12 protein-coding genes are annotated in these 13,489 nt (G+C 61.7%); 4 read left to right on the top strand and 8 right to left on the bottom strand.

From position 1 onward, the window contains the following. Nucleotides 1-45: 45 nt before the first annotated feature. Both hyi and gcl read right to left on the bottom strand, forming a co-directional pair. Nucleotides 46-828, bottom strand: coding sequence for a hydroxypyruvate isomerase (hyi, locus tag FW789_RS11055; protein WP_103436688.1), 783 nt, complete (start codon nt 826-828; stop codon nt 46-48). 57 nt (nt 829-885) lie between these two features. Then, complete coding sequence (gene gcl / locus FW789_RS11050; RefSeq protein WP_101317968.1) at nt 886-2,661, bottom strand: glyoxylate carboligase; 1,776 nt, start codon at nt 2,659-2,661, stop codon at nt 886-888. A gap of 257 nt (nt 2,662-2,918) precedes the next feature. On the opposite strand from gcl, the gene FW789_RS11045 reads away from it, so the two are divergent. Continuing rightward, the gene (locus FW789_RS11045; RefSeq protein ID WP_446431448.1) at nt 2,919-3,359 is read left to right on the top strand and encodes a GlcG/HbpS family heme-binding protein; all 441 of its coding nucleotides are present in this window, start codon (nt 2,919-2,921) and stop codon (nt 3,357-3,359) included. A 41-nt stretch (nt 3,360-3,400) separates the two neighbouring features. Here the strand turns inward: FW789_RS11045 and FW789_RS11040 are convergent, their stop codons facing one another. From FW789_RS11040 to FW789_RS11025, 4 genes are all read right to left on the bottom strand, one after another. Next, on the bottom strand, nt 3,401-4,012 hold the full coding sequence (locus tag FW789_RS11040; protein ID WP_103436689.1) for a TetR/AcrR family transcriptional regulator: 612 nt from the start codon (nt 4,010-4,012) through the stop codon (nt 3,401-3,403). A gap of 187 nt (nt 4,013-4,199) precedes the next feature. After that, the gene (locus tag FW789_RS11035) at nt 4,200-4,838 is read right to left on the bottom strand and encodes an RraA family protein (protein WP_207072671.1); all 639 of its coding nucleotides are present in this window, start codon (nt 4,836-4,838) and stop codon (nt 4,200-4,202) included. Between the two features lie 25 nt (nt 4,839-4,863). Then, nucleotides 4,864-5,838 (bottom strand): hydroxyacid dehydrogenase, encoded by a 975-nt coding sequence (locus FW789_RS11030; protein ID WP_446431447.1) that lies wholly within the window; start codon nt 5,836-5,838, stop codon nt 4,864-4,866. A 9-nt stretch (nt 5,839-5,847) separates the two neighbouring features. Continuing rightward, nucleotides 5,848-7,188 carry an MFS transporter gene (locus FW789_RS11025; RefSeq protein WP_207072673.1) on the bottom strand — a complete coding sequence of 447 codons (1,341 nt, stop codon included), beginning with the start codon at nt 7,186-7,188 and terminating at the stop codon, nt 5,848-5,850. 170 nt (nt 7,189-7,358) lie between these two features. Between FW789_RS11025 and FW789_RS11020 the strand changes: the two genes are divergently transcribed. Beyond that, nucleotides 7,359-8,888 (top strand): IclR family transcriptional regulator domain-containing protein, encoded by a 1,530-nt coding sequence (locus FW789_RS11020; RefSeq protein ID WP_446431446.1) that lies wholly within the window; start codon nt 7,359-7,361, stop codon nt 8,886-8,888. 19 nt (nt 8,889-8,907) lie between these two features. On the opposite strand, the gene FW789_RS11015 is transcribed toward FW789_RS11020, so the two are convergent. Beyond that, complete coding sequence (locus tag FW789_RS11015; RefSeq protein WP_411561973.1) at nt 8,908-10,215, bottom strand: putative bifunctional diguanylate cyclase/phosphodiesterase; 1,308 nt, start codon at nt 10,213-10,215, stop codon at nt 8,908-8,910. Between the two features lie 409 nt (nt 10,216-10,624). Between FW789_RS11015 and FW789_RS11010 the strand changes: the two genes are divergently transcribed. Both FW789_RS11010 and FW789_RS11005 read left to right on the top strand, forming a co-directional pair. Then, complete coding sequence (locus FW789_RS11010; RefSeq protein WP_446431445.1) at nt 10,625-11,551, top strand: AEC family transporter; 927 nt, start codon at nt 10,625-10,627, stop codon at nt 11,549-11,551. 131 nt (nt 11,552-11,682) lie between these two features. Beyond that, complete coding sequence (locus FW789_RS11005) at nt 11,683-12,603, top strand: DUF808 domain-containing protein (RefSeq protein ID WP_446431444.1); 921 nt, start codon at nt 11,683-11,685, stop codon at nt 12,601-12,603. Nucleotides 12,604-12,671: 68 nt separating this feature from the next. Here FW789_RS11005 and FW789_RS11000 read toward each other — a convergent pair whose 3' ends face one another. Beyond that, entirely contained in the window at nt 12,672-13,454 is a 783-nt protein-coding gene (locus FW789_RS11000; RefSeq protein ID WP_103436694.1) for an outer membrane protein OmpK, read from the bottom strand. Between the last annotated feature and the right edge of the window lie 35 nt (nt 13,455-13,489).

The raw sequence follows: 13,489 nt of genomic DNA, 5'->3' as shown, positions 1-13,489 counted from the left end.
CCTCTTTTGTAATTGTCGAATCTCGATGAACCAGGCGCAGCCGGATCAGATCGCGTTGTGCGTCTTCAGCCAGCCCAGGCCCGCTTCAGTGGTGGTCAGCGGCTTGTACTCGGCGCCGACCCAGCCCTTGTAGCCGATGCGGTCCAGGTGCTCGAACAGGAAGCGGTAGTTGATCTCACCGGTGCCGGGTTCGTTGCGGCCAGGGTTGTCGGCCAGCTGGATGTGGTTGATCCGCGGCAGGTTGGCTTCGATGGTGCGGGCCAGGTCACCTTCCATGATCTGCATGTGGTAGATGTCGTACTGCAGGAACAGGTTGGCGCTGGCGACCTCGGTCTGAATGTCCAGCGCCTGCTGCGTGGTGTTCAGGTAGAAACCAGGGATGTCGCGGGTGTTGATCATTTCCATGACCAGGCGGATCCCGGCAGCCTGCAGCTTGTCAGCTGCGAACTTGAGGTTGTCGACAAAGGTCTTGCGCACGGTGGCGCATTCCAGACCCTGTGGGCGAATGCCCGCCAGGCAGTTGATCTGGGTATTACCCAGCACCTTGGCGTAGGCGATGGCCTTGTCGACACCGGCGCGGAATTCTTCGACGCGGTCGGGGTGGCAGGCAATCCCGCGCTCACCTGTCGACCAATCGCCCGCAGGAAGGTTGAACAACACCTGGGTCAGGCCATTGGCGTCCAATTGCGCCTTGATTTCAGCGGCGCTGAAATCGTACGGGAAGAGGTATTCGACACCGCTGAAGCCAGCGTCTGCGGCGGCCTTGAAGCGGGCCAGAAAGTCCTGCTCGGTAAACAGCATGGACAGGTTGGCAGCGAAGCGAGGCATGGTGATCTCCTTGCAAATGAAAGCCCCCGGCACAACCGGCGCGGGGGCGTCAGGCAATCAGTCGAGCAGCGAAATAGCGGTAGGCGCGTCGTTGCCCACCAGCGCGAGGTCTTCGAACTCGTTGACCGCGTTGATTTCGGTGCCCATGGAAATGTTGGTGACGCGCTCGAGAATGATTTCAACCACGACCGGTACGCGGAACTCTTCGGCCATCTTCTGCGCCTTGAGCAGGGCAGGGGCGATTTCGCCTGGCTCGAATACGCGCAGGGCCTTGCAACCCAAACCTTCGACGACTGCAACGTGATCGACACCGTAGCTGCCGGCTTCGGTCGAGTTGATGTTCTCGAACGCCAGTTGTACACAGTAGTCCATCTCGAAGCCACGCTGAGACTGACGGATCAGGCCGAGGTAGGCGTTGTTCACCAGCACGTGGACGTAGGGCAGATTGAACTGCGCGCCAACGGCCAGCTCTTCGATCATGAACTGGAAGTCGTAGTCACCAGAAAGCGCGACGACCTTGCGTTGCGGGTCGGCCTTGACCACACCGAGGGCCGCCGGGATGGTCCAGCCGAGCGGGCCGGCCTGGCCGCAGTTGATCCAGTGACGTGGCTTGTACACGTGCAGGAGCTGCGCGCCAGCGATCTGCGACAGACCGATGGTGCTGATGTAGCAGGTGTCCTTGCCAAATACCTTGTTCATCTCTTCATAGACGCGCTGCGGCTTGACCGGCACGTTGTCGAAGTGGGTCTTGCGCTGCAGGCTGGCCTTGCGCTGCTGGCAATCTTCCAACCAGGCACTGCGGTCCTTGAGCTTGCCGGCGGCTTTCCACTCGCGGGCCACTTCCAGGAACATATCCAGCGCCTTGCCAGCATCGGAAACGATACCCAGGTCCGGGGTGAACACGCGGCCGATCTGGGTCGGCTCGATGTCGACGTGAACGAAGCTGCGGCCTTCGGTATAGACATCGACAGACCCGGTGTGGCGGTTGGCCCAGCGGTTACCGATACCGAACACCATGTCCGATTTGAGCAGGGTTGCGTTGCCGTAGCGGTGCGAGGTCTGCAGGCCGACCATGCCCACCATCAGCGGGTGATCGTCCGGGATGGTGCCCCAGCCCATCAGGGTCGGGATGACCGGCACGCCGGTCAGTTCGGCGAACTCGACCAGCTTGTCGCTGGCGTCGGCATTGATGATGCCGCCACCGGCCACCAGCAATGGGCGCTCGGCGTCATTGAGCATGGCCAGGGCTTTTTCCGCTTGCACGCGGGTGGCGCCTGGCTTGTTGATCTGCAGTGGCTCGTAGGCGTCGATGTCGAATTCGATCTCGGCCATCTGCACGTCGAACGGCAGGTCGATCAGTACCGGGCCTGGACGGCCGCTGCGCATTTCAAAGAAAGCCTTCTGGAATGCGTAAGGGACCTGGCCTGGCTCGAGCACGGTGGTTGCCCACTTGGTCACCGGCTTGACGATGCTGGTGATGTCGACGGCCTGGAAGTCTTCTTTGTGCAGACGGGCACGCGGGGCCTGGCCGGTAATGCACAGGATCGGGATGGAGTCGGCGGCGGCGCTGTACAGACCAGTGACCATGTCGGTACCGGCTGGGCCGGAAGTGCCGATGCACACGCCGATGTTGCCCGGGTTGGCGCGGGTGTAACCCTCGGCCATGTGCGAGGCACCTTCGACGTGGCGAGCGAGGACGTGATCGATGCCACCGACTTTCTTCAGGGCCGAGTACAGCGGGTTGATAGCGGCCCCTGGGATGCCGAATGCGGTATCTACACCTTCCCGGCGCATGACCAGAACGGCTGCATCGATTGCTCTCATTTTGCTCATGGGTTGTGCCTCATCGATTTTGTAATTGTATACAACTTGCTCTTGGCCAGAGTGTATTCACGCTCGGTGGCCTAGGTCAATCCATTTTCGTCGGCAGCAAACGCTTCGGTCGGAATGCCCGTGAAAACGGCGTTTCGTCTGATCGTGCACGATCGTCTTAAAATATTGTATACAAAGATAATCCTAGTTGTGTTCTATTTGTGCCATTGGATTTCAACTGCCCTCAGGGCTTCTCACAACAAGAAGAGGACCTTTCCATGACCACTTTGACCCTCAAAGTCGCTGTCAGCCTGGTGAACGCCGCGCTGGCCGCAGGCCGCAAGATCAACGCTGCGCCGCTGACCGTGGCGGTGCTGGATGCCGGCGGGCATCTGCTCACCTTGCAGCGTGAAGACGGCGCTAGCCTGCTGCGCCCGCAGGTAGCGACCGGCAAGGCCTGGGGTGCAATTGCCCTGGGCAAGGGCTCGCGTCTGCTGGCGCTGGATGCGCAGCAGCGGCCGGCGTTTTTTGCCGCATTGAATGGTTTGGGCGAGCAGCCGGTGGTGCCGGCTCCAGGGGGTGTGCTGATTCGTGATCAGCAGGGCAGGGTGCTGGGTGCGGTGGGGATCAGCGGCGATACTTCGGATATCGATGAGCAGTGCGCAATCAGCGCCATCGAAGCGGCGGGCCTGACTGCAGATGCCGGTGTCGCGGCCTGATCACTGCACACAGGGCCGCGCTGCGGCCCTTTCTGTTCAGCTCAGGCCAGCTCTGGCTCACAGCCCTTGAGCACCAGCCGAATGATCGTTTGCGCAGCGGCCTCGTAATCACTGTCGGCGAGCTTGGCCTTGCCGGTGACGGCGGCGATCTGCCAATCGAAGTCGGCGTAGGTCTGGGTCGCCGCCCAGATGCTGAACATCAGGTGATGGGCATCGACCGGGGCGATCTGTTTGCGCTCGATCCAGCACTGGATGCACTCGATATTGTGCCGGGCCTGCTCGTTCAGCTGCTCGACCTGACTCGGCGAAAGGTGCGGCGCGCCGTGCATGATCTCGCTGGCGAACACCTTCGAGGCATGGGGTAGATCACGCGAGATGCGGATCTTCGAGCGGATGTAGGCACTCAGCACTTCTTTCGGATCACCGTCGGCATTGAACGGCGTCGATGCCTGCATGATCGGCGCGATGATGCTCTCGAGCACCTCGCGGTAGAGGTTGTCCTTGGATTTGAAGTAGTAGTAGACGTTCGGCTTGGGCAAACCCGCCTTGGCCGCAATGTCACTGGTTTTGGTGGCGGCGAAGCCCTTGTCGGCGAATTCCTCGCTGGCCGCGCGCAGGATCAGTTCCTTGTTGCGCTCGCGAATGGTGCTCATTGCAGGGATCTTCCTCGGAAAGGGCGCCTCTAGGAGGGATCGGGCATGGTAGCACCGGCCCGGAGCGAGGCTCAAGGCAGGCTGTTTGCGCAAGGGGCAAGGGAGCGGGTCTGGGCCGACCGGGGTGATACGCATTGCAGAGGAGAAATGTCGGGCAGCAGTGTCTAGGCTGCCACCCGACCGGCGCTCAGCGCACGCTTGCCCGCACCTTGTCACGGAAGCTGTTCTCGTAACCGTCCTGCAGCTTCACCTGCTCGGCCAGCGAGGCGAGACGGCTGCGCGGGATGACGATGATGCCGTCGCGGTCGCCAATTATCGCATCGCCCGGATGGCACACGACATTGCCGCACGCCACGGCGATGCCGACCTGGCCCGGGCCCCATTTCGACGGCCCCGCGGGGTTGACCGCGCGGGCATAGACCGGCAAACCCATGCTGTCGAGTTCTGCCACATCGCGCACGGCGCCGTCGATGACCACCGCCGCCACTTGCCGGGCCAGGCAGATCTCGCCAAGCAGATCGCCGAACACCGAGCGGTTGACCTCGCTGTTGCCATTTATGACTAGCACATCGCCGGGCTGCGCTTCGTCGAGGGCTCGGTGGATCGCCAGGTTGTCACCCTCGCGGGTATTGAGCGGCAGGATGGTGCCGAAAAAACTCGGCTTGCCAGCGGTATGGTGGATGGCCGAAGCCATCATGCCCATGCGCTGCAGAACGTCACCGATCAAGGCGACCGGGTAACGGGCAATCTCGCCAATCAGCGCCAAGTCTGCGCGTTGCCAGTGGCTGTTGACGCTGATCGACTCGTCGGACACGTTGATGAACATATGAAACCCCCAGATTTGCCGGCGCTCAGTCGAACGACTTCGCCACAGGTTGGTTGACCGGGTGTGCCGGGGCTTGCCCCTGGAGCACGGCGGCAATCGCCTGCAGGGCGCTCATGCCAACTCGCATCAACGATTCGTCGGTCTGCCCGGCCACATGCGCGGTGACGATCAGATTCGGCGTTTCGGCGATGGCCGGAGTGGGGTGGTTGAAAGGGTTGATCATGTCGAGGTTCTCCGCGTCGAGCACATCCACCCCCGCGCCGGCCAGCTTGCCGCTGTTCAGCGCTGCGACCATGGCCTGCTCATCGACCACGCCGCCCCGGCTGGTGTTGATCAGCATCGCGCCGTCTTTCATCCGGGCGAACTGCTTGGCACCGATCAGGTTGCGGGTGTTGGGTAGCAGCGGTACATGCAGGCTGATCACATCGGCAGTGGCCAGCAGGGTGTCGAGGTCGACCCAGCGCGGATCGGTGCCTGGTGCGATTGCCGGGTCGGTGAAGATCACCTTCAGGCCAAAGGCCTCGGCCACGGGCGCAACGCTTGCGCCGATGTTGCCAAAGCCGACCAGGCCCAGGGTGCGCCCTTCGAGCTCGATGCCGGTCAGTGCCAGGCGGTCCTGCGCCCAGTTGCGATTACGCGTCTGCTCGCTGGCCATGGGCAGTTTGCGGCACAGCGACAGCAGCAAAGCAAAGACATGTTCGATAACACTGCGCTGGTTGGCCCCGGGAGTGTTGGTGACCCACACGCCATGTTGCGCGGCCGCCTGGTATTCAACGTTGTCGTAGCCCGCGCCATGGCGGGCGACGATGCGCAGTTTCGGCGAGGCAGCGATCATCTCGGCGCTGACATGGCCACCACGCAGAAACACCGCGTCGACCTGGTTGTGGATTTCGTCATAGCTGACGGCGTTGGCGCCATAGCCCAGACGCACCTCGCCAAGGTCAGCAAGGCCGGCGAGCACGCGCGGGTGAATGGGGCTGGTGACGTAGATCAGAGGCATGGTCTGTACTCAGGAAAATTGATGGCGATTGGCGTCGACCGCAGCGTTGTTGCGCACGGTGCTGAGCACGATCAGGCCCAGCACGCCAGCGCCGCAGAGGATGAAAGCGGGTGCCGACTGATTGCCGCTGGCGCCGATCAGCCAGGTCGCCATGAACGGCCCGATGCCGCCGCCTATCACCGCGCCGACGCTGTGGCCGAAGGCGACACCGGTGTGGCGAACGTGGGTCGGGAAGAACTCCGGCATCACCGAGTAGGTGCCGGCCAGGCACAGCGCGTACGGCACCATGCCCAGGGCCAAGCCGGCCATGGCCAGGCTCACCTGGCCTTGCTGCATGAGCATGAAGGAGGGGATCGACAGGGTGGCGTAGCCGAGGTAGGCCAGGCGCAGAACGGCCTTGCTGCCGATGATCGAACCGAGGTGACCGGCCAGGGGAATCATCAGCGCGGCAAAACTCACCGCCACCAGGACGATCGTCGAGGCCTGACCTTTTGAGTAGCCGAGGATCGAGCTGAAGTAGGCGGCGATGAATACCGTGCCGATGTAAGTGCCGATGTTCTGCACCAGCGAGATCATCATGACCTTGGTCAGCGGGCGCATGTAATCGCGCACCAGCTCGGCGAAGGGCGCGCTTTTCGGCTCGGCGTCAACGGTCTTGTTCGACTCGAACTCAGGGCTGTCTTCAATGCCCAGGCGCATCCACAGGCCGATGATGCCCAGCGGCAAAGCCAGCAGGAACGGTACGCGCCAGCCCCAGTCGGCCATCTGCGGGTCGGTCAGCCAGGCTGCTGCCAGGCCAGCGATGGCTGCTGCCAGGCCCTTGCCGAACTGGGCGATCGAGGGCAGGAAGGAGATGTACAGCGAACGCCGATTGGCCGGTGCCCACTCGCGAATGTAGCTCGCTGCGCCACCGATTTCGCCGCCGGCGGAAAAGCCCTGAAGCATGCGCAGTGCCACCAGCAGAATCGGCGCCCACACGCCAATCTGCGCATAACCGGGCAGCAGGCCGATCAAGGTCGCGGCGATGCCCATCAAGGTGATGCTGGCAATCAGGCTGGTGCGGCGGCCCACCTTGTCACCCAGCCAGCCGAACGCGACGGCGCCGAGCGGGCGTACGAGGAACGCCGAGCCGAACACCAGAAAGGTGTTGAGCAGGCCGGTGGTGGGGTCATCGGACGGAAAGAACACCAGCGCCAGCGTGGCCGCCAGATAGCCGTAGATGCTGAAGTCGTAGTACTCGACGAAGGTGCCGAACACGGCGGCGGCGGTGGCTTTCTTCGCCTTGGTCTTGCGCTCGGCGACAGGCTCGGACATGGCGACGGGCTCGGTCAACGTATTGTTGTTATTCATAGGTCACTCCAGCGTTTTGGTCACGACCATTTTAAAAAATGGGACAGTGTCCTGTTTTGTTTTTCCTAGCATCCTCGTGCTCAGCCTGGTTGTCAACAGGCGGGCTAATTGCTTTGGTGGTGGCCTTGAGCACAGAATGAGCTCCCGTAGCAGCATGCCAAGCCTCTGAGATGCCTAACCCAAGCCCTGAACCCGCGACCAGCCACGCGGTTACCGCCACCTCCAGCCACGGTCGTCTGATCGAGGTACTGGACGCACTGGTCAGACGAGCGGAGGGTGAGCCGTGGGGTGTCAGGGAACTGGCCAGCGAGCTCGACGAGAGCCGCAGCACCATCAATCGGATTCTGGCGGCACTGGTCGAGCGTGACCTTGCAGCGGAAGATGGCGCGGGCAAGTATCGAGTCGGGCCACGCTTGCGGGTGCTGATGCAGGCGGTGAGCACGCACAGCGCCGTGTGGAATGCGGCCGGGAAGCTGCTCGATGAGCTGGCCGGCGATGCCAAGCAGTCAGCCTTGCTCTCGGTGTATGCCCCGTACTGTGACGGCTACTTCGTGCTGTGTTGCGGCGAGGCAGCGGCTACCTTGGCCTTCAGGCCGCAGCTTGGCGCGATCTATCCGCTGGGTTTTGGCGATATCGGCCGAGCGTTCGCTGACCATCTGAACAGCGGCGCGCAGCCTGACCAGCAACAGCTACCGGTGCCAGTCAACAACGGGCAGGCGATGGCCGAATCCGAGTTCCCCGCAGCGGTGGCCCTGGCGACCCGGTGCTTGCCGCAAGGGTTGCTGGTGACGGTATCGCTGCACGACCTGGGCGCTGGCGGTGGCAGCAGCGCCAGTGCGGCGTTGCGCAAAGTCGAACAGGTCTTGAACCACCTCGAGGGATTGCCCGTCACCGCGCGAGCCTGTCCGCAGGTGAGGGGTTGCGACGAGGACAGCGCCACTGCGGCTCGGCTGGAGGTATTGCTGCAAATCCTCTGTGCGGTACCCGACGGCTACCCCTGCAAGGCGGGGATTGCCGCCGAGCTGCAGTGCAACAGCGCCACGGCGCGCAAGATCGTCGAGTCTGCTGCACAGGCCAGCCTGGTGTTTGCCAGCGGCCAGGCGCTATACCCTGCGGCGCGCCTGTACCAGTGGGCGGCGGTGCTCGGCGACAACCGCTTCCCTGTGGCAAAACTGTGCCGAGCGATCGTTGAGGCGTTGGTCAAGCAGACCGGCGAAACCGTGGCCTTTCTCAGCTTCGATGCGTGCTCCAGCACGGCGCAATTCATCGAAGTGGCTCAGGGTTGGAAGCCCATCCAGTACAAACTCGAAACCGGTGTCGAAGTACCGCTGTATGCCGGTGCTGCGGGCAAGGCTGTATTGGCGCACCTGGCCCCCGAGTTCGCTGACGGCCTGACCCTGAACAGATTCACCGAGGCCACCATCGTCTCGCATTCTGCGCTGCAGGCGGATTTGCTCGCCATTCGCGAACGCGGCTGGTCGCAGGGGGACGGCGAGCGAGTCCTCGGCGCCTTTGGTATCGGCGTGCCGTTCTTTGTCGACGGCCAGGTGGCAGGGTCGCTCTCGGCCACTATTCCGCAGTACCGCAAGCAGGATTGCGATGTAGCGGCATTGGTTGATCACATGAAGCTTGCAACCAGCCGCATCAGCCGGCTGCTTTCACTGGGCACTGCGCCTGCCCGAGGTGGATCGGGCCAGTAAGGCATGCCGCGGTTTGCGCTTAGCTGGCCGCGTATTTGCCGATGAACTGCGCCGCGATCATCGGCCGGCCGAAGTAAAAACCCTGGAAGGCAGCGCAGCCCATCGCTTGCAGGCAATCGAACTGGGCCTCGGTCTCAACGCCTTCGGCAACCGTCGATATGTTCAGTATCTCGGCAATTTCAATGATCTTTCTGATCAGTTCATATTTGCCCTTGTCACTCTCGATGCCGGCGATAAATGAGCGATCGATTTTCAACTCATCCAGCGGCAGTTCGCGCAGCAGGGCCAATGAAGAAAACCCCGTGCCGAAGTCATCCAGTGACCACGATATGCCGTCGCTGCGCAGATCTTCCATTTTCATCACGGTTGCCACCAGATCACTGGCAAATACCGACTCGGTTATTTCCAGACGAAGTCGATTGGCAGGAATATTAAATTTGTGAACTATCTCTCGAACTTCTTCAACAAAGGTTGACGAGGTCAGTTGTAGCGGACTGACGTTTACCGACAACTTCCAGTGCTGTGCATCGCTGTGCTCGGACCACTCCCTGAGCTGGCGACAGGCTTGTTCCAGCACCATCAGGCCGATGTCGTGGATCAGGCCGCTTTGCTCTGCAACGGGAATGAATTCGGCGGGCGACTGAATGCCGTGTCCGGGGCGATCCCAGCGCAGCAGGGCCTCAGCGCCGATCACCCGCCCTTGCGCGCAGACTTGTGGCTGCAGGTAAGTGCACAGCTCGCGGCGGGCCAGTGCCCGTGCCAGCGCACTGTGCAGTTCGACCTTGAATTTCTGCTCGTCGCGGAATATCGCCAGCACGCCCAGGGTCAGGGCCATGGCGGTGATGCTGTTCAGAGCATGCCCGAACTGGCTGATGTCTGATGGCAGCAATTCCAGCCGGGTAAAGGTCAAGGGGCTGTTGGCGAAGAACACCAGGCCTGCGAAACATAGGCACGGAAACACCCAGCGCAGGTAGATGCCACTGTTGCGAAACAGCAGAAAGGCGGCCACGCCGATAGGGATCAGAAACAGGTTGGCCGTGCGTGATGTATCGGCCGTCGCCGAGTCGGCCAGGCTGGCAATCACGGTAGCGATCAGCAGGCAATGGGCCAAGGCCGGCAGCGCGCGCTGTGTCGGCTGAGTGGCCAGGTACAGGCAGGCCAGGCCAGACAGCACCACCGTGAACAGCAACACTGCCAGCACCAACATGGTATGGGTCGCGTAATAAACGCCCCATAACGTGCCGTGCAAAATGCAGGCGACGCCGCTGAAGCGAAGGAGCAATTGGATGCGTGGCCACTGCGACGTGTCAGGGAACTTGCGAGCCATCCAACGCCTGCTCGCTTGAATTGATGTGTTCTTCACGTTGGCCAGGTCCACTGATGGAGTTGCATTACTGCGCGCACTAATAATCATAGACCACGCCACTCGCGGTTACTGCGCATCATGGCCGGTGCAGATGACAAGCACGCCGCTCAAGTGCGGGGTCGCTCGCATGGTAGCAAACGTTTGCCAGGGATTGATGAATCGCGTGCTGCGCGCCATCTTTATTAACTTGACCAGTTGATCAGTTCTGCCGTGGCCCGAGTAATGGAGGCAAGGGCATCTACTGTTTTGTATCCTCGGAATAATAAATCGCCGCGCGTTGTTGCTTATTCAGTTTATAGTCCCGGGCTGTTGTTATGGAGGAGGTTTCTGTGTTGCGGCGAACGTTGTCAATTTTGCCGGCGGCTGGCCAATGACCAGCGCGCTCATTCTCGCCTTGCTGCCGATTGCCTTGCTGATCATGCTTGGGTTGTGGTTGCGCCACGCGAACTTCGTCGGCGAAGCGTTCTGGCCGTATGCCGAAAAGCTGGGTTATTACGTGCTGCTGCCTGCACTGTTCTTCCATAGTCTGGCCACCGCACAGCTGGGCGACCTGCCGGTGCAGGCGATGGTCAGCGTGCTGGTGGTGTCGACCGTGGCCGTAGCTGCGGTGATGGTCTTGGCGCGGCAGTTGTTCCCGGTCGATGACCCGGCATTTACCTCGCTGTTCCAGGGCGGAGTGCGCTTCAACAATTATGTCGGGGTGACCGCTGCGGCGGGGATTTTCGGCGCCCATGGCATCGCCTTGGCTGCCATCGCCAATGCTGCGATCGTGCCCACGGTGAATATCCTCTGCGTGCTGGTGTTTGCCCGATATGGCGCGGGCAGCCGCCCGACCTTGGCCAGCGTGCTCAAGCAGCTGGCGCTCAACCCGCTGCTGCTGGCCTGTGCGCTGGGCATGCTGGTGCGGGTTAGTGGGCTTGCTATCCCGCCGGGCCTGGCTCCGGCACTGCAGGCGCTGGGGCAGGCGTCGCTGCCGTTGGGGCTGCTGTGCATCGGGGCGGCGCTGCACCTGCGCAGTGTGCGCGGCTGGCTCAAGCCGATCGGCACTTCGTCAGTGATCAAGTTCGTAGCAATGCCCTTGGTGACGGTGTTGATCTGCCGCTTGTTCGGCCTTGAAGGCGAGGCTGCGCTGGCGGCGGTGCTGTTCCAGACCTTACCCACCGCGTCGTCCGCCTACATCATGGCCAGGCAGTTGGGCGGTGATGCGCCATTGATGGCGGCGATCATCGCCGGGCAGACGCTGTTGGCGGCGCTGGCGATGCCGCTGGTGGTGTTGGCTACGACACCGCTGCTGTAGCGCTGGGTCGCTCAGCCAGAACTGTTCAGCGTGGCTAGGGTCTCTATGCCAACTTGTCGGCAATCACGTCTTTATCGCAGTCGCGCGGGCTCAGGCCTGGGTGGCTGCGGACACCTTTAGGAATCAATGGAATGGCTGGCAGCAGTTTTTTTGCTTTGTTGGATGATATCGCGGCCTTGCTCGATGACATTGCGCTGATGAGCAAGGTCGCGGCGAAGAAGTCGGCGAGCGTGCTCAGCGATGACCTGGCGGTGAACGCCGAGCAGGTCACCGGCATGAAGGCCGATCGTGAACTGCCGGTGGTATGGGCGGTATTCAAGGGCTCGTTGAAGAACAAGGCGATCCTGGTGCCGTGCGCATTGATCCTCAGCGCGTTGTTGCCGGCCGCGATCAAGTGGCTGTTGATGCTGGGCGGGATCTACCTGTGCTATGAGGGCTATGAGGCAATCAAGGACAAGCTTTCGCGTGGCGGCGATGAAGCAGCGGACGCTGAACACAAGCCTGTGCCGAAAACCTCGCAAGCGCTGGCCGAGTACGAGCAGCGCAAGATCAAGGGCGCGATCAAGACCGACTTCATCCTCAGTGCCGAAATCATCGTCATCACCCTCAACGTGGTTGCCGATGCGCCTCTGTATCAGCAGATCATCACTTTGGTGGTGATCGCGCTGGCGATGACGGTCGGCGTATATGGCCTGGTCGCCGGCATCGTACGCATGGATGACGCAGGCTTTGCGCTGGCGAAGTCGAAAGCTCAGGGCGCGTGGGGCACATTCGTCAAAAAATTCGGGCGCGGCCTGGTGGCTGCGGCGCCGTTCCTGATGAAGGCCTTGTCGTGGATCGGCACGCTGGCGATGTTTCTGGTCGGCGGCACCTTCGTTGCCGAGGGTATCCAGCCGCTTGAACACCTGATCGAGGCCCTGGTTAGCGCGAGCGCGGGCTGGGGCGCGGTGGCGAAATTGGGCCTGTACGGTGTGGTTGGCGCGATCACCGGCTTTGTCGCTGCGGTGGTCGTCGGCGGGGTATCGCGGGTACGCAAACTGGCGAGCAACTGATCGAACTGGTACCGCTCCAGCAGGGTTCATCCTGACTGGAGCGGACTCATACGGCGCGCCTGATCAGATCAGAAGTGCACCTTGACCAGCAGGCTGGCGGTGTTCTGGTCGGTGGTGAAACCGTCAGAATCCTTGATCCCGTATTTGTTCTTCCAGTAGTCGTACTCGATACCCACGTACAACTGCTTCTCGCCCAGATGCATTGCCTTGCCCAGGTCGTATTTGATCTGTGGGTTGAAGTGCAGGTTGGCGTGGTAGGTGCCACGACGGTTCTGGTCGTTGTCGACTACCCAGTCCATGAAGCCGTCGATCAACACGTCCGAAGAGCCGACCGGTATGGTGTACGCCCACACCGGGGTGATCTGCCAGACGTTGTCGCCGGCGCGGCTGCCGTCGGTGGTGCGCTGGTAGAAGTTCAGCTGGAAGTAATCGAAGCCTGGGATATCCAGATCGAAGCCAGGGCCGATCAGGTACGACTCGCTGTCGCCTTCACCAAACTCGTAGGTCATCGCCAGCAGCACGTCCTTGACCGGGCCGAAGGCGATCTTCTGGTCGAGTATCTTGCCCAACGACAGGCGCGGGCTGATCTCACCGTAGTAAGTGTTGGGGCCGTTGCCGGCGTCCTTTTTACCCTGGTAGAAGATCTTGTCGACAAACACGAAGTTGTCGCCGTACTTCCAGCCGTCAGCGTGCTCGAAAGTGAAGGTCTGCTGGATTTCCGGGTTGACCTTGAAGTTCTTGCCCCACAGGTAGGTCAGGCTGTTGCTTTGCCACTGCAGCAGGTCACCGGCGAAGGTGGCCCCGGAGGCCAGCAGGCTGCCGGCGAGGATCAGGCTGTTGATGGTACGCATCGCGTGTGTCGCTCCCTTGATTCGGATCTGTTGTC

Source organism: Pseudomonas sp. 1121_17, from assembly GCF_052850745.1.
This window is presented reverse-complemented; position numbering and strand designations above follow the sequence as displayed.